22 protein-coding genes and 1 pseudogene are annotated in these 24,821 nt (G+C 72.4%); 13 read left to right on the forward strand and 10 right to left on the reverse strand.

All coding sequences use genetic code 11. The annotated features are described in order from the left end of the window. Positions 1 to 33: 33 nt before the first annotated feature. Positions 34 to 513, reverse strand: a complete 480-nt coding sequence (locus tag ACFY0U_RS21320) for an NUDIX domain-containing protein (protein WP_388637971.1) — start codon at positions 511 to 513, stop codon at positions 34 to 36. Between the two features lie 21 nt (positions 514 to 534). Continuing rightward, positions 535 to 2,133, reverse strand: a complete 1,599-nt coding sequence (lnt, locus tag ACFY0U_RS21325; RefSeq protein ID WP_388637974.1) for an apolipoprotein N-acyltransferase — start codon at positions 2,131 to 2,133, stop codon at positions 535 to 537. A gap of 236 nt (positions 2,134 to 2,369) precedes the next feature. On the opposite strand from lnt, the gene ACFY0U_RS21330 reads away from it, so the two are divergent. Further along, a complete protein-coding gene (locus tag ACFY0U_RS21330; protein ID WP_388637977.1) occupies positions 2,370 to 3,443 on the forward strand; it encodes an O-antigen ligase family protein in 1,074 nt (357 codons plus the stop codon). 1 nt (position 3,444) lies between these two features. Here the strand turns inward: ACFY0U_RS21330 and ACFY0U_RS21335 are convergent, their stop codons facing one another. Continuing rightward, positions 3,445 to 3,990, reverse strand: a complete 546-nt coding sequence (locus ACFY0U_RS21335) for a hypothetical protein (RefSeq protein WP_388637980.1) — start codon at positions 3,988 to 3,990, stop codon at positions 3,445 to 3,447. Positions 3,991 to 4,085: 95 nt separating this feature from the next. Further along, positions 4,086 to 4,871, reverse strand: coding sequence for a glutamate racemase (locus ACFY0U_RS21340; protein ID WP_388637983.1), 786 nt, complete (start codon positions 4,869 to 4,871; stop codon positions 4,086 to 4,088). A 66-nt stretch (positions 4,872 to 4,937) separates the two neighbouring features. Between ACFY0U_RS21340 and ACFY0U_RS21345 the strand changes: the two genes are divergently transcribed. Further along, positions 4,938 to 6,104: a glycosyltransferase gene (locus ACFY0U_RS21345; protein ID WP_388638270.1), complete on the forward strand. Its 1,167-nt coding sequence runs from the start codon at positions 4,938 to 4,940 to the stop codon at positions 6,102 to 6,104. A gap of 4 nt (positions 6,105 to 6,108) precedes the next feature. Here the strand turns inward: ACFY0U_RS21345 and ACFY0U_RS21350 are convergent, their stop codons facing one another. Beyond that, the gene (locus ACFY0U_RS21350; RefSeq protein ID WP_388638272.1) at positions 6,109 to 7,374 is read right to left on the reverse strand and encodes a TerD family protein; all 1,266 of its coding nucleotides are present in this window, start codon (positions 7,372 to 7,374) and stop codon (positions 6,109 to 6,111) included. Between the two features lie 296 nt (positions 7,375 to 7,670). On the opposite strand from ACFY0U_RS21350, the gene ACFY0U_RS21355 reads away from it, so the two are divergent. From ACFY0U_RS21355 to ACFY0U_RS21370, 4 genes are all read left to right on the forward strand, one after another. Next, positions 7,671 to 8,108, forward strand: coding sequence for a DUF6643 family protein (locus ACFY0U_RS21355; protein ID WP_388637986.1), 438 nt, complete (start codon positions 7,671 to 7,673; stop codon positions 8,106 to 8,108). A 42-nt stretch (positions 8,109 to 8,150) separates the two neighbouring features. Continuing rightward, positions 8,151 to 8,981 (forward strand): MOSC domain-containing protein, encoded by an 831-nt coding sequence (locus ACFY0U_RS21360; protein WP_388637989.1) that lies wholly within the window; start codon positions 8,151 to 8,153, stop codon positions 8,979 to 8,981. A gap of 169 nt (positions 8,982 to 9,150) precedes the next feature. After that, entirely contained in the window at positions 9,151 to 9,756 is a 606-nt protein-coding gene (locus tag ACFY0U_RS21365; protein WP_388637992.1) for a hypothetical protein, read from the forward strand. Positions 9,757 to 9,946: 190 nt separating this feature from the next. After that, a complete protein-coding gene (locus ACFY0U_RS21370; protein WP_388638274.1) occupies positions 9,947 to 12,385 on the forward strand; it encodes a right-handed parallel beta-helix repeat-containing protein in 2,439 nt (812 codons plus the stop codon). A gap of 9 nt (positions 12,386 to 12,394) precedes the next feature. Here ACFY0U_RS21370 and ACFY0U_RS21375 read toward each other — a convergent pair whose 3' ends face one another. Further along, a complete protein-coding gene (locus ACFY0U_RS21375; RefSeq protein WP_388637994.1) occupies positions 12,395 to 14,686 on the reverse strand; it encodes a hypothetical protein in 2,292 nt (763 codons plus the stop codon). 292 nt (positions 14,687 to 14,978) lie between these two features. Here ACFY0U_RS21375 and ACFY0U_RS21380 point away from each other — a divergent pair, with 292 nt between their 5' ends. Further along, on the forward strand, positions 14,979 to 15,809 hold the full coding sequence (locus tag ACFY0U_RS21380) for a DeoR/GlpR family DNA-binding transcription regulator (RefSeq protein WP_388637997.1): 831 nt from the start codon (positions 14,979 to 14,981) through the stop codon (positions 15,807 to 15,809). Positions 15,810 to 15,860: 51 nt separating this feature from the next. Beyond that, positions 15,861 to 16,331: an SRPBCC family protein gene (locus tag ACFY0U_RS21385; protein WP_388638000.1), complete on the forward strand. Its 471-nt coding sequence runs from the start codon at positions 15,861 to 15,863 to the stop codon at positions 16,329 to 16,331. Here ACFY0U_RS21385 and ACFY0U_RS21390 read toward each other — a convergent pair. After that, a complete protein-coding gene (locus tag ACFY0U_RS21390; RefSeq protein ID WP_388638003.1) occupies positions 16,328 to 17,452 on the reverse strand; it encodes a PLP-dependent cysteine synthase family protein in 1,125 nt (374 codons plus the stop codon). The genes ACFY0U_RS21385 and ACFY0U_RS21390 overlap by 4 nt on opposite strands. Before the next feature lie 333 nt (positions 17,453 to 17,785). Here ACFY0U_RS21390 and ACFY0U_RS21395 point away from each other — a divergent pair, with 333 nt between their 5' ends. Next, entirely contained in the window at positions 17,786 to 18,109 is a 324-nt protein-coding gene (locus ACFY0U_RS21395) for a hypothetical protein (protein ID WP_046258139.1), read from the forward strand. Between the two features lie 187 nt (positions 18,110 to 18,296). Continuing rightward, complete coding sequence (locus ACFY0U_RS21400; RefSeq protein ID WP_388638006.1) at positions 18,297 to 18,836, forward strand: ATP-binding protein; 540 nt, start codon at positions 18,297 to 18,299, stop codon at positions 18,834 to 18,836. A gap of 32 nt (positions 18,837 to 18,868) precedes the next feature. On the opposite strand, the gene ACFY0U_RS21405 is transcribed toward ACFY0U_RS21400, so the two are convergent. The 3 genes from ACFY0U_RS21405 to ACFY0U_RS21415 are packed head-to-tail and all read right to left on the reverse strand — an operon-like array spanning position 18,869 to position 22,481. Continuing rightward, a complete protein-coding gene (locus ACFY0U_RS21405) occupies positions 18,869 to 21,430 on the reverse strand; it encodes an ABC transporter permease (protein WP_388638009.1) in 2,562 nt (853 codons plus the stop codon). Next, positions 21,427 to 22,194: an ABC transporter ATP-binding protein gene (locus ACFY0U_RS21410; RefSeq protein WP_388638012.1), complete on the reverse strand. Its 768-nt coding sequence runs from the start codon at positions 22,192 to 22,194 to the stop codon at positions 21,427 to 21,429. Before ACFY0U_RS21410 ends, ACFY0U_RS21405 begins: the two co-directional genes overlap by 4 nt. Beyond that, complete coding sequence (locus ACFY0U_RS21415) at positions 22,191 to 22,481, reverse strand: SHOCT domain-containing protein (protein WP_388638014.1); 291 nt, start codon at positions 22,479 to 22,481, stop codon at positions 22,191 to 22,193. The genes ACFY0U_RS21410 and ACFY0U_RS21415 overlap by 4 nt, the downstream gene beginning before the upstream one ends. A 162-nt stretch (positions 22,482 to 22,643) precedes the next feature. On the opposite strand from ACFY0U_RS21415, the pseudogene ACFY0U_RS21420 reads away from it, so the two are divergent. From ACFY0U_RS21420 to ACFY0U_RS21430, 3 genes and pseudogenes are all read left to right on the forward strand, one after another. Continuing rightward, positions 22,644 to 23,210: pseudogene (locus tag ACFY0U_RS21420) on the forward strand (TetR/AcrR family transcriptional regulator); the annotation flags it as partial. Positions 23,211 to 23,323: 113 nt separating this feature from the next. Next, positions 23,324 to 23,908, forward strand: a complete 585-nt coding sequence (locus tag ACFY0U_RS21425) for a DUF4865 family protein (protein ID WP_388638017.1) — start codon at positions 23,324 to 23,326, stop codon at positions 23,906 to 23,908. Further along, positions 23,905 to 24,813, forward strand: a complete 909-nt coding sequence (locus ACFY0U_RS21430; protein WP_388638020.1) for a phosphotriesterase — start codon at positions 23,905 to 23,907, stop codon at positions 24,811 to 24,813. The genes ACFY0U_RS21425 and ACFY0U_RS21430 overlap by 4 nt, the downstream gene beginning before the upstream one ends. Positions 24,814 to 24,821 lie beyond the last annotated feature (8 nt).

The following is a 24,821-nucleotide window of genomic DNA, read 5'->3' on the forward strand; positions in this document are numbered from 1 at the left end:
CCTGGCTCACCCCATGTGGTCAGCGCCCATACTTCATTCGGAACTCATGGGCTCGAACCATGTGGGTTCATCGGACAGTGCTTGCTTGATCCGGAACAGCTGGCGTTCGCCCATCGTCGGCAGCGCGTCCACCTCGAACCAGCCGACCTCAAGGGACTCGTCGTCGTTCACCCGTGCCTCGCCGCCGACGGCGCGGCAGCGGAAGGTGACGTCCATGAACTGGCACTTGTCGCCGTTGGGGTAGGTGACCTGCGAGCCCGTCCTGACAAGGACGACACGCTCGACGACACAGTCCACACCCGTCTCCTCCTGCACCTCCCGCACGACCGCCGCCGCGGGCTGCTCACCGGGGTCCGGGATGCCGGTGATCACGGTCCACTGGTGGTTGTCCGCGCGCTGCCCCAGCAGCACCCGCCCCTCGTCGTCGAAGACGACGGCACTGACGCCGGGCAGCCACAACAGCTGGTGCCCGGCGGAGGCCCGGATCTCACGGATGAAGTCAGGAGTAGCCATGCTCCGACCCTAACCGGCGGATCACGCCCGCCTGTTGCGCACGCCGGACCCGATCGCCCAGCCCAGTCCACCCGCCGCGACCAGCACCAGCAGCATCTCCGGCAGGATGCCGAGCTTCGTGGCCGGCGTCTCGGAGGAGCGCAGCGGCACCTTCTGGACGAGGGAGTCGGCGACGAACATGCCGGTCTTCTGCGTGATCGTCCCGTCCGGCATGATGATCGCGCTGACGCCGCTGGTCACCGGCACGGTGACGGTCCGGCTGTGCTCGACGGCGCGTACCCGGGACATGGCGAGCTGCTGGTAGGTCATCTCGCTGCGGTCGAAGGTCGCGTTGTTGCTGGGCACGGAAATCAGCTGGGCGCCGTCGGTGACCTCGGAGCGCACGGCCCAGTCGAAGGCGGCCTCGTAGCAGGTGACGAGCCCGACCTTGGCATTGGCCATGGTGAACACGCCCGGTTCGGTGCCCCGGCTGAAGTCCTGGCGGACCATGGACGTCCAGTCGCTGTTGATCGCCCCGATGAGCGAGCGCAGCGGGAGGTACTCGCCGAACGGCTGGATCTGGCGCTTGTCGTAGGTGTCGGTCGGCCCCTTGACCGGATCCCACAGGATCTGCTCGTTGTAGAGCTTGCCGTCCCGCTCGACGACTCCGCCGACCGAGATCGGCGCGTCGATGGCCTTGGCTGCCGCGTCGATGACGGCACGCGCGTCCTCGTTGGCGAACGGGTCGATGTCGGAGGAGTTCTCGGGCCACAGGACGATGTCGGGCTGGGGCATCTTGCCGGCCTTGACCTGGGCGGCCAGCCGCTCGGTCTCGCGCGCGTGGTAGTCGAGCACGGCCCGTCGCTGGGCGTTGAAGTCGAGGCCCGCGCGGGGCACGTTGCCCTGGATGGCCGCGACGGTGACGGTGCCGTTCTCGGCCTTGTCGCTGACCAGCGGGCGGGCGGCGACGGCCCCCACCACGGGGACGGCGACGCTCAGCAGGGCGACCACGGCGGCCGACCGCCGTACCTCCCGGGAGCGGCGCTTCTCCACGACCAGGCGGACGGCGTCGTACAGCCCGAAGCCGCACAGGACGACCGCGAAGCCGAGCACCGGGGTCCCGCCCACCGCGGCGAGCGGCAGGAAGACGCCGTCGGCCTGACCGAACGCGATCTTGCCCCAGGGGAAACCGTTGAACGGCGCACGTGCGCGTGCCGCCTCGCCCGCGATCCACAGGGCGGCCGCCCACAGCGGAGCGCCGGGCAGCTTCGACACCGTCGCGATACCCGCACCGACCAGCGCGACGAAGACCGCCTCGATCACCACGAGGGCCAGCCAGGGGCCGGGCCCGACCTCCACGCCGGTCCACACGAGCAGCGGCAGCAGGAAGCCGAGGCCGAAGAGGTAGCCGAGGCCCAGACCCGCCTTCCAGCTGCGGCCGCGCAGTACCCAGCCGAAGACGGCGAACGCCGGGAGGGCGAGCCACCACAGCGTGCGCGGCGGGAAGCTGACGTAGAGCAGCACTCCGGAGAGCGCGGCGGCGAGAGCCGGGACGAAGCGCGCGAGGCGGGCCGTGCGCGAGGCGGGCGCGGCCGGCTGCTTCTGGTCCGACTCGTCCACGGATGTTGCGGTGACGGTCACTCCGGGAGTGTACGGCGGTTGACCTTGGCGCCGACAGCGCGGTCCGTACGGCGGTACAGGGCTCCGGCGCACGCTCCTGGCGCATCGTTCCTGCGCAACTCGTCCACAAACCGTCCATCAGCCGTTACCGTGTGCCGGAGCCTTTGTCGTACCGCCGGTCAGGCGGCCGTACGACCGGGGCCCGGCACAGGGTCGCGGGGGCGACCGGTTCGGGGGGTCGGGTGGGGTCCACGGGGATGACGTCTACGGCCGGTCCGGCGGAGGACGGCGACAGACGAAACGTTTCGGACGCGACGGGCGTCGTGGTGCTCGGGGCCTGCGCCACCTGGTCCCTGATCACGGCGGCCGTGCACGGCGGCCGCCCCGAGGGCGTGCTGCTCGCCGTCCTCGCCGTGGCCGCCGGTTATGCGGCGGGACGGATCTGCGGGGCGATCCTGCCGGTCGCGGCGCTCTGCGCGGCGGCGGCCGCCGGGGTGGGCCTCACCGCCGCCGCTCCCCATCTCTCCGCCGGTCCCGAGATCGCCGCACCGCTGGGCCACGCCGGCTCCACCGCCGCCGTGCTGACCCTGTCCACGGGTGCCGTGTGCTGTGCCGCGTGGGCCGTGCGGGCGCCGGCCTGGCGGCTCGTGCTGCGGATGTCGGCTGCCGGGATCGTGGTGACCGCCGGCGTCCTGGGTTCGGCGAGCGGCTGCGTCGCCTGTGCCGCGGTGCTGCTGTGCTCGCTCGCCGCCGGCCGTATGCGGGACCACCGGGGCGCGGGTTTCGCCGGGCTCGTCCTGACGGCGACCCTGGTGACCGGGCTGACCTGGGCGGTCGCCGGCAGGGCGGTACCGGAGGGACTCGCCGTGTCGCTGGAGGGCCAGCTCACCCTGCACCGCGTCGAGCTGTGGCAGGACGCGCTGCGCATGGCGCACCGGGACCCTGCCCTGGGCGTCGGCCCGGGACGCTTCGGCGAGCTGAGCACGACGGCGGCGCAGTCCCTGCTGCCGGACGGCAAACCGCACTCGGCGCCGCTCCAGCAGGCCGCCGAGCAGGGAGTCGTCGGGGTGGTCCTGCTCGCCGCGGCCTTCTGCTGGCTGCTCTACACGCTCTGGCACTCCGCGCGCCCCACGCCGGTCGTGCTCACCGCGGGTGCGGCCCTCACCGCGCTCGCGGCGATCGCCGCGGTCGGCAACGCGCTCAGCTTCACGACGGTGTCGGTGGGTGCCGGTCTCCTGGCGGGTCTGGCCACGGCCCGCCCGCTGGCCGACGAGTCCGCCCGGCGCGGGACGGACGAGATCCGCCCCCGGGACGACCGACCGGCTCCTTGACCTAGTGGGCCCCGCCGTGCGCGCGCGAGCGCAGCCGGTCCCTGATGATCTGCACGGCGGCCTCGGCGTCGTCCACGGTGATCGTGAACGTGTGTCCGTCCCACAGACTCAGCACGATGCCCTCACCACGGCGTACGACGACGGCGGTGCCCTTCTCGGGCCGCCAGCGGTAGCCCCAGCCGCCCCAGTGGCGCGGGGTGACGTCATGGTCGACCTCGGCACCCGCCACGTTCGACAGCAGGATGCGGCGGCGCGGCAGGCCCATGTGGCCGCAGCGCACCTCCAGGGACTCCTCGTCGACCCTGAGCGCGACATGCACGAACGCGAGCGTGCCGAAAAGGACCAGCAGGCCCGCCGCGATACAGCCGACGACGGCCATGGCGAGCGGGGCGATGCCCGAGGTCCACGCCGAGTCGACGGCCAGCTCGATGCCGAGCGCCATGCACGCGGCGCCGACGAGCGCCAGCAGCCACTGGACCCGGTTGGTGGCGCGTCCGGTCCAGACGTCGGGATGCGGCGCGTTCACGCCGTGGGGGTGGTCCCTCATGCCTATGAGGTTACTCAGGTTTCGCTGCGCGGGTACCACGTAGCGGAGGGTGAGTGGGCCGGTGGACTGATCGGGCCCCGTTTCGTCACTCTCGGTCAGCGGGCGGGGCTGACCGTCGAGAGGAAGCGCCCTTCCGCGTAGGTGAGCGCGGTCTCGGGCAGCTCGGCCTCACGTCCGCTGAGCAGCACGGTGAGATCGCCGTCGGCGGGTGCCTCGGGGGCGGGCAGCTCACCGATCCTGCGCAGCGCCTGGGCGACCACGGCGCCGGCGGTGCCGTGCAGGATGAGCGGCGCCCGGCCCGGCTGCTGCACTGCCGCGCGGATCCGCTCGGCGACCAGTTCGTAGTTGGTGCAGCCGAGGACGAGGGTCGTGATGTCGGCGGGGGTACGTGCCGCCGCGGCGGCGATCGCGGCCTCGATCGCCGACTCGTCGGCATGGTGCACGGCGTCCGCGAGCCCGGGGCACGGCACCTCGGCGACGTCCACACCCATGGCGAACCTCTCGATGAGATCGCGCTGGTAGGGGCTGCCGGTGGTGGCGGGGGTCGCCCAGATGGCGAGGGGGCCACCGCCCGCGGCGGCCGGCTTGATCGCCGGAACGGTGCCGATGATCGGCAGGTCCGGCTCGAAACGGGCCCGCAGCGCGGGCAGCGAGTGCACCGACGCGGTGTTGCAGGCGACGATCAGCACATCGGGACGGTGCTCCGCCGCGGCCTCGGCGACGGCCAGCGCCCGCTGTGTGATGTCCTCGGGAGTGCGCGGACCCCAGGGCATCCCGTCCGGGTCCCAGGACAGGACGAGATCCGCGTCGGGCCTGAGCCGGCGTGCCGCGGCAGCGGCGGGAAGCAGGCCGATTCCGGAGTCCATGAGCGCGATCTTCACCCGGCCACGATAGACGATGAGCCCTTGCGGGCCGCCCCGGTGGGGGACACTGCGCACGTGAGCGCCATGACGTGGACCGCCGCCGCTTCCCTCGCCGCCTGGCTGTGGCTGATGCTGTGCCAGGGCTTCTTCTGGCGCACCGACGTCAGACTGCCCGGGCGGCGCGAACCCGACGCGTGGCCGTCCGTGTGCGTCGTCGTCCCCGCGCGCGACGAGGCCGCCGTGCTGCCCGCCAGTCTCCCGTCGCTGCTGGCCCAGGACTACCCCGGGAGAGCCGAGGTCTTCCTCGTCGACGACGGCAGCTCGGACGGCACCGGGGAACTCGCCCGGGAACTGTCCCGGCGGTACGGCGGGCTGCCGCTCACCGTGGGCTCGCCCGGTGAGCCGCCCGCCGGGTGGACCGGCAAGCTGTGGGCGGTGCGCCATGGCATCGGCCTGGCACGCGCACGTGACCCCGAGTACCTGCTGCTCACGGACGCGGACATCGCGCACGAGCCGGAGAGCCTGCGGGAGCTGGTCGCGGCGGCCCGCACCGGCGGGTTCGACGTCGTGTCGCAGATGGCCCGGCTGCGGGTGGAGAGCCTGTGGGAGCGGCTGGTCGTGCCGGCCTTCGTCTACTTCTTCGCCCAGCTGTACCCCTTCCGACGCATCGGGAAGAAGGGGTCCCGGACGGCGGCGGCCGCGGGCGGCTGCGTGCTGCTGCGCACGGAGACCGCCGAGCGGGCGCGGATCCCGGACGCGATCCGGCACGCCGTCATCGACGACGTGGCGCTCGCGCGCGCGGTCAAGGGCGGGGGCGGGCACATCTGGCTGGGGCTGGCGGAGCGGGTGGACAGCGTGCGGCCCTATCCGCGGCTGGACGACCTGTGGCGCATGGTCTCGCGCAGCGCGTACGCGCAATTGCGGCACAGCCCGCTCCTGCTGGCCGGAACGGTGGCCGGGCTCGCGCTGGTCTACCTGGTGCCGCCCGTGGCCCTGGTGGTGGGGCTCGTCGCGGGGAGTACGGCGACCGCGGTGCTCGGCGGGCTCGCGTGGCTGGTGATGACGGGGACGTACGTCCCGATGCTGCGCTACTACCGGCAGCCGCTGTGGCTCGCTCCCCTGCTGCCGTTCACGGCGTTCCTCTATCTCCTGATGACGGTCGACTCGGCCGTCCAGCACTACCGGGGGCGTGGTGCGGCCTGGAAGGGCCGCACCTACGCGCGTCCGGACACGGTGCCCGACAAGGGCTGACCCGCTACTTGCGGCCGGGGGTCCAGTTCATGCCCCAGCCGTAGGCGTAGTCGACGGTCCGCTGCGGGCTCACCCCGCGCTCGGGCACCAGATAGCGGGCCTCGCGCTGGACGACGAGGTCGGAGCCGGTGTTGGTGATCAGGGCGAGCGCGCAGACCGTCGAGGGGACGGTGCACTCGTCGAGGGAGAAGTCGATCGCGGCGCCGAACTGCGGTTGCAGGGTCACGGTGGCGTGCAGGTCGGCGAAGGAGCGCGCGCCCTGGTAGATCGTGACGAAGACGAGGATGCGCCGGAAGGCCTGCTTGTGGTCGAGGTTGACGGTGAGGTTCTCGCCGCTCGCCACGGCACCGGTGCGGTCGTCGCCGTCGAGGTGGATGAACGGCGGCTGGTGCAGCGCGCCGAAGGCGTTGCCGAGGGCCTGGACGACGCCCTTGCTGCCGTCGGTGAGCTCGTACAGGGCGCACAGGTCCAGGTCGAGGTCGTTGTGCATCGCGACCGGGCGGCCCAGCTTGCTCGCCCAGCCCGAGAACTGCTTGCGGACCTCCCAGTTGAGGTTCACGCGCATCGCGCCCGAGGTGCCGCCCTGCTTGGTCAGCGAGACCGACGGGGACGCCTTGGTGAGCGTGACCTTGGTGAGGCGGACCGGTTGTGCCGGAGGGGCGGCCGGCGGGGGCGGCATGGTCACCGGAGGGGCGGTGACCGGCGGGGCCGTCACCGCAGGGGCCACCGGTGCGGGCGGGGCGGCCTGCTGCGGTTCGTCCACGGTGATCCCGAAATCCGTGGCCAGCCCTTCCAGTCCGCTGCTGTAGCCCTGACCGACGGCACGGAACTTCCAGTTGCCCTGGCGGCGGTAGAACTCGCCGAGGACGAAAGCGGTTTCGACGCTGGCGCCTGCGCTGTCGAAGCGGGCGACCACGGTGCCTTGGGCGGCGTCCTTGACCTCGATGTAGAGCCCCGGCACCTGCCCGAACGACCCGCCGTCGCTGGAGGCGGCCAGGACCACCGTCTCGACGGCGGGCTCCACGCGCGCGAGGTCGACGAGAAGTGTGTCGACCACCCGGCCGCCGGCGTTCTGCTTGCCCTCGTGGCGGACCGCCCCGGAGGTGTGCGCCGGCTGGTTGTAGAAGACGAAGTCGCCGTCGGAGCGGACCTTTCCGCCGACGAGGAGCAGCGCCGAGGCGTCCGCGTCGGGTACGCCCGGTCCGGAGCTCCAGCCCAGTTCGACCCGCAGTGCCGTGGTCGGCACCGGAGCATTGGACCCTTTCGACATCGGCATGTCCGCCCCCATCACGTCTCACCGCGCCAGGCATGTCCCGGCACCCCGTCGGTTGTCTACAGGGCCAACCTATTCCCCGCGACGGCGAACTCCCATCAGGTGCACAGAGAGACCGCCCGCCAACCCTCGGTAACCCGCCCGGAATTCGGCCTTTACAGGATCTCAACCCCTGCCGCTGCCCCTTTTCCCCACCTTCGCTCGTATTGGGGATGCGAGGTCACTGCCGACACGGAAAACAACCCTCTTATCGGTCTCCCCAACCAGCACATCGTGGGCTTAACTTATGTGCCATGACCTCCCCCCGCTCCACTTATGGCGGCGGCTACTACTCCGCCTCCTTCCCGGACACTCCGATCTACGACTCGCTCGTGGCCGAGCGGGGTACTCCGCAGATCGCCCCGATCCGGGTCCCTGCCGAGTACGCCATGCCGAGCAGCAGCAACCTGCCCGCGCTGCCATCGGCCCTGCCCGCCCTCCCGGCGGGTCCCTCCCAGCCCTCCTACGGCTACCCGCAGGCGCAGCAACCGTCTCCGCTGCAGCAGGCGCCCGCCGCGTACATCCCGCAGCAGGCCGCCGCCCCGCGGGGCTATCCCGGCCCGCAGATGCAGCAGCCCCGTCCGGCGGCGGCACAGGGCATGGGCTACGAGGCGATGCGCCCCGCGGCTCCCCGCCCCGCTCCGGCTCCGTACCAGGACCCGTACAACAACCAGCAGTACCGCGGCTACTGAGCCGGTCCATGGATCTTCCGTGCCTGCTGGCACGATGGGTTCATGGCTAATGCGCGGCTTCAGTCGATTCATGTCCATCCGGTCAAGGCGTTCCGGGCCCTCGCGCCCGGGGAGGCCGACGTGGAGCCCTGGGGGCTGGCCGGGGACAGGCGCTGGGCGCTGATCGACGACGGGGGAAAGGTCGTCTCGCAACGCCGGGAGCCGCGTGTCGCGCTTGCCGCTGCCGAGCTCCTGCCCGGCGGCGGCGTTCGGCTGTCCGCGCCCGGCATGGAGCCGCTGGAGGTCCCCGTGCCGCGCCCGGTCGGCACCGTGCCGGTGGCGATCTTCCAGGACAAGGTGGAGGCGGTGCCCGCCGAGGACGCGGCCGCGCACGCCTGGTGCAGCGCCTATCTCGGCGCGGACGTCCGTCTGGTGCACATGGACGATCCCGCCACGCGCCGGCCCGTCGACCCGGAGTACGCGCTGGAGGGCGAGACCGTCTCCTTCGCCGACGGCTTTCCCCTGCTGCTCACCACGACGGCCTCGCTCGACGCCCTCAACTCCCTGATCGCGCAGGGTGATCACGCCGACGAGGGCCCGCTGCCCATGGACCGGTTCCGGCCCAACGTGGTCGTGTCGGGCACCGAGCCCTGGGCCGAGGACGGCTGGTCGCGGCTCGCGATCGGCGAGGTCGTGTTCCGGGTCGCCAAGACCTGTGGGCGCTGTGTCGTGACCACCACCGACCAGGCCACCGCCGCCCGCGGCAGGGAACCTCTGCACACCCTGGGGCGCCACCGGCGGCTGGGCGGAAAACTGGTCTTCGGACAGAACCTCGTGGCCCGCTCCCGAGGCACGATCCGCGTCGGCGACCCCGTCACGATCCTCGATCGGTAGAGACCCGCTCGACGCCTGATGTGCGGGAACCCACCGCGGGGGACCGCGCGTTGATAATCGTGAGAAGTTCATGAGAGGTCCGGCTGGTGATTTCGCTCTCTCTTTGACCGGGCCTGCACGTGAACATCTCCGCCAGGGGTTATCACGGAGCGGGAAGGGGGTGCGGACGGTGCGAGCGATCAGCGGACTCTGGCGCTGGCGGCACAATCCGCTGCGCCGTGCGACCGATCTGGCCGAGGCCTGGGTCGCGCTCGCGGCCATGGTGCTCATCCTGCTCGTCGCGCCGGTGGCCGGCGTCGTCGTCGGCGGCCTCGCCCAGGACTCCCTCCAGGAATCGGTCCGCGATCAGCGCGTCACCCGTCATCTGGTGACGGCCACCGTGACCCGCGAGCTGGACCGCTCCCCGCTGGACGCCGACCCCGAGACCTCCACCGGCCGGGAGACACGCACCCGTGTCCTCGCCGGCTGGACCGCACCGGACGGCACCGCGCAGCACGGCACCGTGCTGGCGAACCTCAAGGACCCGCACCGGGGCGACCACTTCGCGATATGGACGGACGCGCACGGACACCTGGTGGCCCGGCCGCTGGACTCCGCGACCGCCACGACCCACGCCGTCCTCGCCGGGTTCGGCGCGGCCCTGCTCGGCATCGGACTCGTCGAGACCGCCCGCCGGTTGATCGTCTGGCGCATGGTCCGTCGCCGGTACGCCCGTTGGGACCAGGCCTGGGACCGGGCGGGCCCGGACTGGGGCAGGACCGGCACCGGCAGCTGACAGCCTTCCGGCTCTGGTCAACCCACCGCCTGCGCGCACGCTACGGTGGACCGGCCGAACTTCTTCGGCAGCACGAACCCGCGAGCGAGCGAGCCGCAGGGACGTGCCGGTGTCGGGCACTTGACGTCGGTACCGGTGTCCCGAGGGCCCGCGAGCCATGAGTACCGCACAGTGGGGGCACGGCAACACCATGGCACAGGGCACGGTCCAGGTGACGCACACCGGTACGTCGCGGTGGCGGCGCCGCACGGGTGAGTACGCATCGCTCGCCGCCGCCCTGGAGGCCGCGGCCGACGGCGACGTCCTCACCGTCGCCCCCGGCACCTACCGGGAGAACCTCGTCGTCCAGCGGGCGGTGACGCTGCGCGGACCCGAGGGCTCCCCCGGCTCGGTGCGCATCGCGCCGGCCGACGGGGTGCCGCTGACCGTGCGCGCCTCGGCGGTGGTCCAGGACCTGCATGTGGAGGGCCAGGACGCGGCCGCGCCGGCGCTGCTCGTGGAGGAGGGCACTCCGGAGCTGACGGACATCCGGATCGTCACCCGGTCCGCGGCCGGCATCGAGGTGCGCGGCGGCGCCCGTCCCACCGTGCGGCGCTGCACCGTCGACAATCCGGCCGGGATCGGCATCGCCGTACTCGACGGCGGGGGCGGTGTGTTCGAGGAGTGCGAGGTCGTGGCGGCCGGTCAGGCCGGCGTCGCGGTCCGCGGCGGTGCCCATCCGCGCCTCGAACGCTGCCGGGTGCATCACGCCTCGGGTGTGGGCCTGTCGGTGACCGGGGAGAACTCCGCGCTGGAAGCGGTGGGTTGCGAGGTCTACGAGACCCGCGGCAGCGGCGTCCAGATCGCCAACAGGGCCACCGCGCACCTCACCGACTGCGATGTGCACCGCACCACCGGCGACGGCGTCACCCTCGACACGGACGCCGTGCTGACCCTGGCCGACTGCCGTATCCACGACATCCCCGAGAACGCGGTGGACCTCAGGTCGCGTTCCGTCCTCACCCTCACCCGCACGACGGTGCGTCAGTTCGGGCGCAACGGCCTGTCGGTGTGGGATCCGGGCACACGCGTGGACGCCAACCAGTGCGAGATCTTCGACAGCACCGGCGACTATCCCGCGGTGTGGGTGAGCGACGGGGCGACCGCGGTACTGGACTCGTGCCGGGTGCACGACGTGCCGGACGCGCTGTTCGTCCTGGACCGCGGCTCCCGCGCGGACGTCGTCGACAGCGACCTCTCCCAGGTGCGCAACACGGCCGTGTCGGTGAGCGACGGCGCCACCGCGCAGCTCGACGACTGCCGTATCCGGGACGCGGCGACCGGCGCCTGGTTCCGGGACCACGGCAGTGGCGGCACCCTCAACAACTGCACGGTGGACGGCACCCAGACCGGCGTGATCGTCACCAAGGGCGCCGACCCGACCATCGAGCGGTGCACGGTGGACTCCCCCGCCGAGGCCGGCTTCTACGTGTCGGCGGGCGGCCGGGGCAGCTTCCTCAACTGCCGGGTCACCGGCAGCGGCGGCTACGGCTTCCATGTGATCGACGGCTCCCGTACGACGCTCAGGAAGTGCCGCACGGAGCGGTGCGCACGGGGCGGGTACGAGTTCGCGGACGCCGGCCCGGACGCGGGATCCGGCGTCGGTCCCGTCGTCGAGGACTGCACGAGCGACGAGAGCGCGGGGCTGCGCCCGTCGGCCGCCCCGGAGCCCGCGGTGCAGACGGTGACCCAGTCCCCCGGCCTGCTCGGCTCGATCCCCGGGCAGCGCGCGACGGAGCAGGAGGCCCCGGTCGCCCCCGCCGAGCCGGAGAAGCCCTCGCGCACCTCCAAGGCCGTCATGGGCGAACTCGACGCGCTGGTGGGCCTGGACAGCGTCAAGCGCGAGGTGAAGGCCCTCACCGACATGATCGAGGTCGGCCGGCGCCGTCAGCAGGCCGGCCTCAAGGCGGCCTCGGTCAAACGCCATCTGGTCTTCACCGGCTCCCCCGGCACCGGCAAGACGACGGTCGCCCGCCTCTACGGCGAGATCCTCGCCTCCCTCGGTGTCCTGGAGAAGGGACATCTCGTCGAGGTCTCCCGCGTCGACCTGGTCGGCGAGCACATCGGTTCCACCGCGATCCGCACCCAGGAGGCCTTCGACAAGGCGCGTGGCGGGGTGCTGTTCATCGACGAGGCGTACGCGCTCTCCCCCGAGGACTCCGGCCGCGACTTCGGCAAGGAGGCCATCGACACCCTGGTGAAGCTCATGGAGGACCACCGGGACGCGGTCGTGGTGATCGTCGCGGGCTACACGGCCGAGATGGAGCGGTTCCTGTCCGTCAACCCCGGGGTGGCGTCCCGGTTCTCACGGACCATCACCTTCGGCGACTACGCCCCCGACGAACTGCTGCGGATCGTGGAGCAGCAGGCCGACGAGCACGAGTACCGGCTGGCGTCGGGCGCGCCGGAAGCCCTCCTCAAGTACTTCACGGCGATCCCCAAGGGCCCCGCCTTCGGCAACGGCCGCACCGCCCGCCAGACCTTCGAGGCCATGGTCGAGCGGCACGCGAGCCGTGTGGCCCAGGTCGAGGAGCCCAGCACGGACGATCTGACGCTGCTGTACGCGGAGGATCTGCCGGACCTGCCCTGACCTGAGCGGCTACCGCTGCGCCGGTACGTCCGGTCGCAGTCGGGCCAGCAGCGTGGCCCGCTCCGCCACGAAGGCCGGGTCGGCCTGGTAGTCGGAGTGGCCCAGGATCGGTGTGGGCAGCGGGTGTTGCTCGGTGCGGCCGTAGGCCAGCGGGTCCTTGAGGGGTTCGTGGTCGACCTCGGGGCCGCATTCGCCGGAGAGCCTGACCGGGCCGCCGATGGGGTCGGTGGGCCGGTACAGGTTGCGCCAGCAGGCGACGTCGTGGTGCAGGGCGCTGAGCGCGGCCGGGCCGAAGTGGGCGGGGAACCAGCGGCCGTAGAGCCGCTCGAGGGGTGAGCCGTACGTCAGCAGCGCGACCCGCCGGCGGTCGGCCGGCGTCAGCTGCCAGGCCGCGGCGGCGGCGAGGACGCTGCCCTGGGAGTGACCGGAGATCACCAGGCGGCCGCCGGTGGCGCGCGTCCAGGTCGCCATCCGCCAGGTCAGGTCGGGCACCGCGCGCTCGGCGTAGCAGGGTGGCGCGAAGGGGTGGGCGGCGCGCGGCCAGAACGTGCCGACGTCCCACAGGATGCCGATGGTGCGGCGTGCGGAGGGGTCCTTGTAGGCGCGCCGGCCCCAGGTGACGAACAGTATGAAGCCGAACCCGATCAGCCAGGAGCCGAGCGCCTGCGCGGTCTCGGCGGCGCCCTGGACGAAGGCGTACGACCCGTCCACCGCCTCGCCCGGTGTCTTCCCGGTGGCGAGGGCGCCCACCAGGGCGCCGGCGCCCAGGAGCAGGGTCGTGGCGGAGGTGACGGCGACGATCAGCGGGGCCCGGTCGGTGAGGGTGGCCAGCGCGCGGGCGGTGGCGATACGGCGGGTGCGGGCCCGGTCCTTGGTCTTGTCCGGGTAGTCGCGGTCCACGGCGGCCAGCTCGGTGCGACGCAGCTGCCAGGTGCGCCGCCCCAGCCAGCCGCACAGCACCAGCAGGACGACGAGCAGCGGCGGGATCACGGACGCCTGCCAGGTCAGCAGGACCGGCGGGCCGGTCATGGCGGTCCCGGTGCCGTCGAGCCAGTCGGCCACGCGCTGGGACACGCCGCCGGACATCACCCCGCCCAGGGCGCAGGCCAGCATCGCGACGGCCGGCCCGCCCAGGCCCCGCATGGCGGCGCGCGGGTCGGGGTGGGTGCGGTGCAGGGTGTGGGCCACGACGGCCATGACGATCACGATCAGTCCCTGGACCAGGGCGATGGCGCCGAAGGTGGCGTCCCCCGGCAGCCGCCCCTGCGACTGCCATCCCGGGCGCTCCCAGCCGGCGTAGAGCATGGTCAGGGCGAGCAGGCCGAGCGCGGCGAGCGGCAATCGTCGTACGAGATGCTCGTCGAGCTCCCGGTCGAGGCGTTTCTCGCTGCGGCCGCGGCGGCAGACCACCCAGACGACCATGACCGCGCCGCCGGCCAGCGACACCATCAGGAGCCGGCCCAGCGCGTCGAGCAGGGCGGGGCCGCCGGGACGGCGGTCGAAGCGGGCGGCCGCGGAGCCGACGGCCGCGGCGACCGTGAGCAGGGCCGCGGCGGTGTGGGCGGCGCGCAGCCGGGCCACCAGCCTGCGGCCGTACCAGAAGCCGGGGCGGCCGAGGGCGGTGCGGGCGGTGTCCTCGTCGGGCTCGGACGGGCGGGACATCGGCGCCTGCGACTCGTAGGCGTTCCAGGTGCGGTGGGACAGGTACCACAGCAAGCAGGTGAGCGCGGCGGGGAGCAGGGCGGCGAGGGCGAGCCTGCGGCCGGGGCGGCTCCACCAGCCGCCGTCGGAGACGGTCGGCGACAGGAAGCCCAGCCAGGAGTGCCGGTCGGCGCACGCGGGTGTGCCCGCGCACTGCCATGCCGTCAGGTCGAGGGCCACCTCGCAGACGGCCGCGACCAGCAGCACCGTCAGGGACAGCGCCGCCAGCCGCACCAGCAGCCCGTACAGCCGGACCGTGCGGGTGCGGCCGCGCGCGGCGGGGCGCATCCAGTGCGCGAGGTTGACCACCATGAACGGGAGGAGCAGCAGCCACAGGGCGCGTGAGGCGTTGCCGGAGGTGAGGTTGCACCAGACGTAGGCCTCGGGCACCGGCTCGCGCCGGGGGCCGGCGGGTCCGGTGTCGGCCTCGGCGTCCTCGGCGCGCCGGAACACGGCCGCCGTGTCGTCGCCGGTGATCCGCACGGTGCGTGGATCGTCGAGCATCTTCTCGGGCGTCGTGCCGCCCACCCCGTGGACCAGCAGCTCCAGTGCGGAGCCCTCCGGTCCGCCCGTCGAGGCACGTTCCTGCGCATGTTCCACTGTTTCGCTCTTCCCCCGTGACGCGCCGTCCGCATATGTCGGTGCGGGCTCAAGGATCTCCGCTGCGGCCGCGCCGTACACCTCTCGTCACGGAATCTCCCCGTTCCGTGTGACGGTCGGGGCGCAGGATACGACCGAAGTGACATGCGCGCGTCGTGACGGTCGGTGGCGCGACCGGTACCGTGCCGTGCGAGGATGGGACGTCCGCGCACCGGGACCGGGGTGAATGGCCTCGTGGGAGCGGGTGTGCGGGGCGTGTCGGACGGGTTGAGGCGAAAGGACCGGAGCGTACGTGAGTGAGAATCAGAACCTCCTCGCGGAGCAGCGGCGCGCCCTCATCCTGGACGAGGTCCGGCGCCGCGGCGGCGTCCGGGTCAACGAGCTGACCCGCAAGCTCGGCGTGTCGGACATGACGGTGCGGCGCGATCTCGACGCGCTGGCCCGCCAGGGCGTTCTGGAGAAGGTGCACGGCGGCGCGGTCCCGGTGGTCGAGGCGAGCACGCACGAGCCGGGCTTCGAGGCCAAGTCGGGCCTGGAGCTGAGCGCCAAGGAGGACATCGCGCGCGCGGCGGCCGAACTGGTCGCGCCGGGTTCCGCGATCGCTCTCTCGGGCGGCACGACGACGTACGCGCTCGCCCATCATCTGCTCGACGTGCCGGACCTCACGGTCGTCACCAACTCGGTGCGGGTGGCCGATGTCTTCCACGCGGCGCAGCGCACCACGGGCCCCCGCCAGGGTGCGGCCACGGTCGTGCTGACCGGCGGTGTGCGCACCCCGTCCGACTCGCTGGTGGGCCCGGTGGCCGACCAGGCCATCGCGGCGCTCCACTTCGACGTGCTGTTCCTCGGGGTGCACGGGATATCGGTCGAGGCCGGTCTGTCCACGCCGAACCTCGCGGAGGCGGAGACCAATCGCCGTCTGGTGCAGTCGGCGCGCCGGGTCGTGGTGGTCGCCGACCACACCAAGTGGGGCACGGTGGGCCTGAGTTCGTTCGCGGCCCTGGAGCAGGTCGACACGCTGGTGACGGACGCGGGGCTGCCGACGGCGGCGCGCGAGGAGGTCGCCGAGCATCTGCGGCGGCTGGTGGTGGCCGGTGAGCCCGGTGGCGGTACAGACAGCTGACTGGGTGTCAGTTAGGGTGTCACCCCTGTGTCGTCACCTGGGGGTGTGACCGTGGCTCACCAACTGCGTGCCGTGGGGCTCGACTTCATCGAGGTCGCTCCCGTCCGCATGGTCTTCACCCGGGAGATGTCCGCCGGCCCGGATGCCGTCTACCGGGCCCTCGCCGACGATGTGCCGGGCTGGCCGGAGTGGTTCTCGGCGGTCACCTTCGCCCGGCCGACCGGCGACGGCTCGACGCGCGAGATCCGCCTCAGGGGCGGCGGGCGCTTCCAGGAGACGATCATCGCGGCGAAGGAGCCGGAGGTGTACGCCTACCGCGTCGACGTGGCGAACACACCCGGCATCCACGCCTTCGCCGAGGAGTGGCGGCTCACCCCCTCAGGGACGGGCACCCTGGTGCGCTGGACCTTCGCCCTCGACGGCACGGCCCCGATCCGCTTCGCGGCGAAGCTCGGACGCGCCGGGCTGGGGCGGGCGTTTCGCGGCGCGGTCGCCGCGCTGGACCGGCGTCTCGCGGTCTAGCAGGGCCAGACGCCCGTCTTGAGCAACGACTCGATCGCCTCGGAATACGGCTGGATGTCCAGCCCCTGTTCGGCCAGCCACGCGTCCGAGTAGTACTTGTCGAGGTACCGGTCCCCCGGGTCGCACAGCAGCGTCACCACGCTGCCCCGCCGCCCCTCGGCCACCATCTCGGCGACGATCTTCAGCGCGCTCCACAGTCCGGTGCCGGTCGAGCCGCCCGCCTTGCGGCCGATGGCCTGTTCCAGCGCCCGTACGGCGGCGACGCTGGCGGCGTCGGGGACCTTCATCATCCGGTCGACGGCGCCGGGCACGAAGCTCGGCTCCATGCGGGGCCGGCCGATGCCCTCGATGCGGGAGCCGCAGTCGCAGGTGACGTCCGGATCGCCGGTGGTCCAGCCCTCGAAGAAACAGGAGTTCTCCGGGTCGGCGACACAGATGCGGGTGTCGCGCTGGGTGTAGTGGACGTAGCGGGCGATGGTCGCCGAGGTGCCGCCGGTGCCGGCCGTGGCGACGATCCACGCGGGCTCCGGGAATCTCTCCAACTCCAGTTGCCGGAAGATGGATTCGGCGATGTTGTTGTTGCCGCGCCAGTCCGTGGCCCGTTCCGCGTAGGTGAACTGGTCCATGTAGTGGCCGCCGGTGTCCACCGCGAGCCGTGCCGACTCCTCGTACATCTTGCGTGAGTCGTCCACGAAGTGGCACCGGCCGCCGTGGAACTCGATGAGGCGGATCTTCTCGGCGCTGGTCGTGCGCGGCATGACGGCGATGAAGGGCACACCGATCAGCCCCGCGAAGTACGCCTCGGAGACGGCCGTCGAGCCGCTGGACGCCTCGATCACCGGCCGGCCCGGCCGGATCCAGCCATTGCACAGGCCGTAGAGGAACAGGGAGCGGGCGAGGCGGTGCTTGAGGCTGCCGGTCGGGTGGGTCGACTCGTCCTTGAGGTACAGGTCGATGCCCCACTTCTCCGGGAGCGGGAAGCGCAGGAGGTGCGTGTCTGCCGAGCGGTTGGCATCGGCCTGGACCTTGCGAACGGCCTCTTTCAGCCAGTCGCGGTAGGCGGCGTCGCTGTGGTCGACGTCGAGGGTGGCGCCGGTCCGGATCTGCTGAGGGGTGCTCACGGCGGGGCTCCTTAGGCTTCGCGCCGACGGCGGGTCGCGCTGTCGACACATCGATCATAAACACCTTCCGCACGCTTCTCACCTGCATAAACACACCTTTGAGCACCCCAAAGACCACCCTGGGGACCGAGCTCCGCAGGGCCATGGGGGCGCATTCGCCCGAGTGCTCCGGGCGCCCGTGCCGGGGGTCGCGTGCGTACTGGTGCTCGACGCCGGGTGCGGGCAGACTGCACCGAACGGGACGCGCCGGTCCCGGACGGGGGCGCACACTGGATCACGTAACGAGCCGGATCACGGGCCGGCACACCGAGAACGCACGAGGGGGCGGGGAGCATGGCGGAGCCGGAGTTCACGGCCACGGGCGTGCGGATCGGGAAGCGGCTGCGTTCGCTCACCCGGGCCGGACAGGTCCGGATCAGCGACGGCAGGCTGGAGTTGCTCACCAGCTACGGCAGCGAGATCGACAGCGCGCCGGTGCAGGCGGTGCGGGCGTCCAAGCCCTGGTTCGCCGCCGACGACCGGGCGCTCGCCGACCTCAACGGCAAGCGGTATCTGCTGACCCTCGGCGATCACGACCCGGCACCGGGTGAGCCGGGCCCGCCCGCGGCACGCCGCTTCATCGAGGCCGTACGGAGGGCCGCGGGACGCAACGGGTGAGGAACCGCGAGTTGCGGTACCCCACCCCCTGAGTCACGCTGTTCTCACGTCACTCTGGGTTTACCGGCGATAACGCTGCGAACCAGCCCGCCGGGCATGGCAGCAGGCAGCCGTCTCACCAGGCGCCTTGCTGGATCGATCCGAACTCCGTGTTCTTCCGGACCTCTTCAGTCGGGGAGTCGCAGCCGTGATCAGTCACCCAAGCAGGCACTGCACGGTGGAGCTCCAAGCCCTGCCGTCGCGGATCGGCCAGGTCCGCAGAATCGTCTCTGCGCAGTTGCGCTACTGGCATCTGGACCCCCTCATAGACCGGGCGGCGCTCGGTGTGACGGAGCTGTTGACCAACGTCCACCGGCATGCCCAGCCCGACAAGATGTGCACCGTGGAGATCGAGCTGGTCCTCGACCGGCTCATGGTCTCGGTGCACGACCACGACCCGCGTCTGCCGGTCGTGGAGGACATGCCCGACAACCTCCTGGAAGCCGACATCGCCACCCGCGGGCGAGGGCTCGCCATGGTGGCCGCCGTGAGCGAGAGCTGGGGCGTGCGGCCGGACGGAGAGGCGGGCAAGGTCGTGTGGTTCACGCTTTCCGCGCCCGCCGCCGTGAAGGCCGGGGCGGGACGGCCGCCGCGGCGCGCCGCGGTGGAGACGGCACCTCGGGTGTTCGCCGAGGTCGAAGCCCGCAGGACCGAACACGCTCCCGCCCGGTCGGCCGTTGTCGGCTGACCGGGCGGTGACAGCTTGCGGCGGCCCCCACGTCACTCGGTGGCGATCGCCCGCAGGACGTCCAGGCGCGCCGCGCGCCGGGCCGGGCGCAGGCCCGCCAAGGCACCCGCCGCCAGGCCCACCAGGGCCACGATCGCGAGTTGCAGCGGCGGCATCGCGAAGGCGAAGTCGCTGTCGCTCGCGCCGTCGGAGGCCTTGACCAGGACCCAGCCGAGGAAGCCGCCGAGCAGCAGGCCGCCGACCGTGCCGAACGCGGCCACCAGGACCGACTCCCAGCGGACCATGGCCCGCAGCTGGGAGCGGGTCTGGCCGACGGCCCGCAGCAGGCCCAGTTCCCTGGTGCGTTCGTGGATCGCCAGGGTCAGGGTGTTGGCGATGCCGAGGAGCGCGATGAGGACCGCCAGGGCCAGCAGGGCGTAGACCAGGGTGAGCATCATGTCGATCCCGCCCGCCGAGGACTGCGCGTACTCGTCCCGGGTCTGCACGTCGGGGTTGCCGTAGCGCGCGGCCACCTTCTCCACCGCGGCCTTGCCGGCGTCCGTGCTCACGCCGTCCTTGAACGACACGGCGACCAGCGTGTCGGAGTCCTGGGTGCGGTGCGGTTCCCAGGCCGCGCGGGTGATGACGTACTCCCCCGCGAGTTCGGACCGTCCGTAGACGGCGCGGACCGTGAAGGTCTCCTTCTGGCCGTCGGTGAACGTCAGTTCGGCCTTGTCTCCGGGCTTCAGCCCCTGCTTGTCGGCCTCGCTCCCGGTGACGGCAATGCCGTCCGTGCCGAGGTCGCTCAGGGAGCCCCGGATCGTGCCCAGGTCGAAGGTGCGCTCCAGTGCGAGCGGGTCGGTGACGGTCAGCGCCCGTCCCTTGCCGTCGACCTCGGCGACCCCGCGGCCGAGTCCGACGGCCGTGTCCACCTCGGGCAGCCGGTCGACGGCGCCGGCCAGGCGCGGGCTCAGACCGCTGCCGCCCGCGCCGAACCCCGGGGTGCTGACCGCGATGTCGCCCGCGAAGGAGCGGGAGACGGTCTGGTCCATGGTCGCCTTGAGGGACGCGGCGAACACGGTGAACAGGGAGACGACCGCGACGCCGATCATCAGGGCGCTCGCGGTGGCGGCCGTGCGCTTGGGGCTGCGCAGGGCGTTGCGGCGGGCGAGGCCGCCGGTCACTCCGCGCAGTCGGTCGAGGGGGCCGCCGAGGACGCGTACCGCCGTGGTGGAGGCGACCGGGCCGAGGACCACGAACGAGGCCAGGGCCAGGACGGCTCCGGTGCCGGCGAGCCAGAGGGACGGGGAGACGAGGACACCGCTGATCGTCACGCCGAGGGCGAGGGCGGCGAGGCCCATCCCCGTGACGGCGCGCACGCGGGAGGCGCCCGAGGCGTCGACGGCCGTCTCGCGCAGTGCCGCCATGGGTGCGGTGCGGCCCGCCCGTACGGCGGGCAGGAGCGCGGAGCCGAGGCACACCACGACACCGACCGCGAGCGGCAGCAGCATGGACAGCGTGCTCACCACCAAGTCGCCCTCGGGGAACGGGAATCCGATCGCCGGGAACAGCGCCTGGAGACCCGCGGCGATGCCTATGCCGCCCGCCAGACCCGCGAGGGAGGCCGTCACCGCGACCGCGGTCGCCTCCACGAGGGTCGACGCGGTGACCTGGCGGCGGGAGGCGCCGAGAGCGCGCAACAGGGCGTTCTCACGGGTGCGTTGGGCGACGACGATCGCGAAGGTGTTGTGGATGGAGAAGGTCGCCACCAGCAGGGCGACGCCGGAGAAGACGAGCAGGAAGAGGGTGAAGATGGTCAGGAACTGGCTGGAGATCATCTCGGTGTTCTCCTCGGCCGACTCCTGGCCGGTGATCGCCTCGACTCCCTTGGGCAGTACGGGAGTCAGCCGGTCGACGAGCTCCTGCTGGCTGACGCCGGGCCCTGCGCGCACCTGGATGGTGGCCGCCTCGCCGGGCCGTGCGGTGAGGTACTTCTCGGCGTCGGCCTGTGTCATGCCGGTGAAGGTGACCTGGGCCATGCCGTCCTCGCCGCCGAAGGTCGCCAGGCCCACGATCGTCACCTCGACCGGGTCCGGCGTCCGCAGCGTCGTCGTGTCGCCGATCGTCAGGTCACCGCGCTTGGCGGTGCCCCGGTCGATGACGACCTCGCCCGACTTCGCGGGGGCGCGGCCTTCGGCGAGCCGGTAGGCGTTGAGCTCGGGGTCGGCGATCCAGTTGCCCGCGAGGGTGGGCGGTCCCTGGCCGCCGATGGGGTCGCCGTTCGCGCCGACCAGCTGGCCCGCGCCCTGGATGTTGGGGGCGGCGGCCGCCACGCCGGGGACCCGCTCGACGGCCTGCACCAGGTCGGTGGCGACCGGCTGGCGTACGCCCTCGCTCTCGCCCGGTGTGGTGATGGCGTCGGCGCTGCGGACCACGGCGTCCGTGCCGCTGGTGGCCCGGCCGAACATCGTGTCGAAGCTGGCGCGCAGGGTGTCGCCCATGACGAGCGTGCCGGCCAGGAAGGCGACGCCGAGGAACACCGCGAGGAAGGTCCCGGCGAAGCGTCGCTTGTGGGCGCGCAGGGAGGACACGCTCAGGCGGACGGAGGCGTTCATGACGGTCCTCCGAGGGGTGAGGTGGTGTCGAAGGCCTTCATGCGGTCCAGGACCTTGTCGGCGGTCGGGGCGGTCATACGGTCGACCAGGCGGCCGTCCGCGAGGAAGACGACCTCGTCGGCGTGGGCGGCGGCGACCGGGTCGTGGGTGACCATCACGACCGTGCGGGACGTCTGGCGCACCGCGCGGCCGAGGAGGCCGAGGACCTCGCCGCCGGAGCGGGAGTCGAGGTTGCCGGTCGGTTCGTCGGCGAAGACGACGTCCGGTCGGCCGGCGAACGCCCTTGCCACGGCGACGCGTTGCTGCTGGCCGCCGGAGAGTTCGGAGGGGCGGTGGTGGAGGCGGTCGCGCAGACCGACGACGTCGACGAGCGCGTCGATCCACTCGCGGTCGCCCTTGCCGCCCGCGAGGTCGAGGGGGAGCGTGATGTTCTCCTCGACGGTCAGGGTGGGCACGAGGTTGAACGCCTGGAACACGAAGCCCACCCGGTCGCGGCGCAGCAGGGTGAGACGGCGGTCGTCGAGGGAGCCCAGTTCGGTGTCGCCGATGTGGGCGGTGCCCGAGGTGAGCGTGTCGAGGCCGGCCGCGCAGTGCATGAGGGTGGACTTGCCGGAGCCCGAGGGCCCCATGATCGCGGTGAAGCGGCCGACCGGAAAGTCGACGCTCACCCCGTCCAGGGCCCTCACGCTGGTGTCGCCGCTGCCGTAGACCTTGACGGCGTCGACCACCCGGGCGGCCGACCGGAGCGCGGTCGTGGTCGTCATGCCGCACCGCCCTTGCCCGTGCGGCCGAACTGCTCGTCCAGGACGGACAGCCGGCGCCAGTACTCGTCCTCGTCGATCTCGCCGGCGGCGAAGCGGCGGCCGAGCATCGTGATCGGCGAGTCGCCGGACGGGCCGGTGTCGACCGTCGCGCGCCACGGGCCGCGACGACCGCGCCAGACGGTGCGGCGCAGGACGGTGACGGCGCCGACCACGACGGCCGCCCAGATCAGCGGGAAGAGAAGGATCCACGGGCCGGGCCCGCCGTCCCAGTGCGCCAGGGTCTGCATCTCGGGTCATCTCCCTAGTGAGGTGTTCCGGTGATGCCTCGAGACTGGCCCCGGGGCGGGGTCCGGGTCGTCGTACGGCCAGCGGCTGTGCGTGTACCTCCCGGGGAGTACGAGGGGCCGTTCTGGCTGCTCCGCAAAGGGTCGACTTCTGTAACTACTAGTATGTACAGTGCGTGTATGAGCACCCCGGAGCGTCTGATCGAGTCCACCCGAGAGCTGCTGTGGGAGCGCGGATACGTGGGCACCAGCCCCAAGGCCATCCTGGAGCGTTCCGGTGCCGGGCAGGGCAGCATGTACCACCACTTCAAGGGCAAGCCCGACCTCGCGCTGGCCGCGATCCGGCGCACGGCCGAGGAGTTGCGGGCTACCGCCGAGGGAGTACTCGGCGGGCCGGGGACGCCGTACGAGCGCGTCGAGGCGTATCTGCTGCGCGAGCGCGATGTGTTGCGCGGCTGTCCGGTCGGGCGGCTGACGATGGATCCGGACGTCGTCGCGAGCGACGAACTGCGTGAGCCGGTCGACGAGACCCTGGACTGGCTGCGGGAACGGATCGCCGGGATCGTCGAAGAGGGCAAGGAACAGGGCCAGTTCGCGGCCTTCCTCGACAGCGAGGCGATCGCGGCGGCGGTCGTCGCCACCGTGCAGGGCGGCTATGTCCTCGCCCGCGCCTCGGGTTCCCCGGCCGCCTTCGACGCGGGCGTGCGGGGGCTGCTTTCCCTGCTCTCACCACGGCATCAGGAGTTCACGCACGCGCACGTCGTGGCGGCCGTCGAGGGCGGCACGACCACGCAACGGCAAGCGCACATCGACGCCGCGGAATACCCCGCCCGAGGAGACGCGTGATGCATGCCATGCAGTACGAACTCACCCTGCCCGCCGACTACGACATGGGCGTGATCCGCGGTCGGGTGGCCCGGGTCGGGCATCTGCTCGACGAGTGGGAGGGCCTCGGACTCAAGGCGTATCTGATGCGTGAGCGCGGGGTGCACGGCTCGCCGGTGAACCAGTACGCGCCGTTCTATCTCTGGGACACGGTGGCGGGCATGAACTCCTTCCTGTGGGGTGGCGCCTTCCAGAGGCTGAGCGACGACTTCGGGCGACCGTCGGTCCGGCAGTGGACCGGGCTGGCCTACGAGGAGGGCGGGGCCGCCGGTTCGCCGGCGCGGGTCGCCGTGCGGCGGCGGCAACCGGTGCCGGACGGGGTGGAGTTGGCGGAGTTCATGGCGGACGCGGTGGGTGAGGCGGGGCGGCTGGCGGCGGAGGACGGGGCGGTGCTGGCGGCGGCCGCCGTGGACGCCGGCCGTTGGGAGGTGGTCCATTTCTCGCTCTGGGCCCATGACACGCCCAAGGCGGACGGCGATGTGTTCCAGGTGCTGCACCTGTCGGCGCCGGGGCTCGCCGGGCTGCCGCGGGGGCGCCAGTGGTGAGCGCGGTCCGTACGGTTCTCGGGGATGTGGCGCCGGAGCGGCTGGGGGTGTGCGACGCGCACGACCATCTGTTCTTCGGCAGCCCTCAGCTGCCCGGGCAGGAATTGCGGGACGTGGCCGCGGCCCGCGCGGAGTTGGCGGCGTTCCGCGCCCTGGGCGGGCACACCGTGGTGCAGTGGACGCCGTACGGGCTGGGGAGGCGGGCCGCCGATCTGCCGCCGCTGTCCCGGGAGACCGGGGTGCTGGTGGTGGCCGCGACCGGGCTGCACCAGGCCGTCCACTACGACGACCGGACCCTGAAGCAACTGCGCAACAGGCTCGCGGAGCTCTTCGTCGCCGAACTGACCGACGGGATCGGCGCATCGGGGGTGCGCGCCGGACTCATCAAGGTCGCCGGCGGTTTCCACGCCCTCGACGCACACGCCCGCTGGACGATGACCGCGGCGGCCGAGGCGCACCACGCGACCGGTGCGCCGATCGCGGTCCATCTGGAGCTGGGCACCGGCGCGCTCGACGTACTGGACCTGCTGTGCGGCGAGTTGGGCGTGCCGCCGCACCGGGTGGTCCTGGGCCACCTGAACCGCTCCCCCGACCTCGTGACGCACCGGCAGGCCGCGGCGTCCGGCTGCTACCTGGCCTTCGACGGCCCCTCTCGCGCGAACCACGCCACGGACTGGCGGATGCCCGACGCCGTACGGTCCCTGGCCGAGGCGGGCCACGGCGACCGGCTCCTCCTGGGCGGCGACACCACGACCGCGGCGGCGCGTTCGGTGAACGGCGGTCCTGGGATGCCATATCTGCTGCGTCGGGTACGGCCGCGCTTGGCGGCGGAACTCGGCGCCGAGCTGGTCGAACGCATCATGGGCGAGAATCCTGGGCGGGCCCTCGCCGTCGAGTGGCGCTGACCGAGGAA

This window comes from Streptomyces sp. NPDC001536, from assembly GCF_042894505.1.
Taxonomy (GTDB): domain Bacteria; phylum Actinomycetota; class Actinomycetes; order Streptomycetales; family Streptomycetaceae; genus Streptomyces.

Excerpts from the sequence above, each read along its gene's own strand:
- ACFY0U_RS21320 (WP_388637971.1), bottom strand. The coding sequence starts at position 513 with ATGGCTACTCCTGACTTCATCCGTGAGATCCGGGCCTCCGCCGGGCAC.
- ACFY0U_RS21330 (WP_388637977.1), top strand. The coding sequence starts at position 2,370 with ATGACGTCTACGGCCGGTCCGGCGGAGGACGGCGACAGACGAAACGTT.
- ACFY0U_RS21335 (WP_388637980.1), bottom strand. The coding sequence starts at position 3,990 with ATGAGGGACCACCCCCACGGCGTGAACGCGCCGCATCCCGACGTCTGG.
- ACFY0U_RS21345 (WP_388638270.1), top strand. The coding sequence starts at position 4,938 with ATGACGTGGACCGCCGCCGCTTCCCTCGCCGCCTGGCTGTGGCTGATG.
- ACFY0U_RS21350 (WP_388638272.1), bottom strand. The coding sequence starts at position 7,374 with ATGTCGAAAGGGTCCAATGCTCCGGTGCCGACCACGGCACTGCGGGTC.
- ACFY0U_RS21355 (WP_388637986.1), top strand. The coding sequence starts at position 7,671 with ATGACCTCCCCCCGCTCCACTTATGGCGGCGGCTACTACTCCGCCTCC.
- ACFY0U_RS21360 (WP_388637989.1), top strand. The coding sequence starts at position 8,151 with ATGGCTAATGCGCGGCTTCAGTCGATTCATGTCCATCCGGTCAAGGCG.
- ACFY0U_RS21370 (WP_388638274.1), top strand. The coding sequence starts at position 9,947 with ATGGCACAGGGCACGGTCCAGGTGACGCACACCGGTACGTCGCGGTGG.
- ACFY0U_RS21395 (WP_046258139.1), top strand. The coding sequence starts at position 17,786 with ATGGCGGAGCCGGAGTTCACGGCCACGGGCGTGCGGATCGGGAAGCGG.
- ACFY0U_RS21405 (WP_388638009.1), bottom strand. The coding sequence starts at position 21,430 with ATGAACGCCTCCGTCCGCCTGAGCGTGTCCTCCCTGCGCGCCCACAAG.
- ACFY0U_RS21410 (WP_388638012.1), bottom strand. The coding sequence starts at position 22,194 with ATGACGACCACGACCGCGCTCCGGTCGGCCGCCCGGGTGGTCGACGCC.
- ACFY0U_RS21415 (WP_388638014.1), bottom strand. The coding sequence starts at position 22,481 with ATGCAGACCCTGGCGCACTGGGACGGCGGGCCCGGCCCGTGGATCCTT.
- ACFY0U_RS21425 (WP_388638017.1), top strand. The coding sequence starts at position 23,324 with ATGCATGCCATGCAGTACGAACTCACCCTGCCCGCCGACTACGACATG.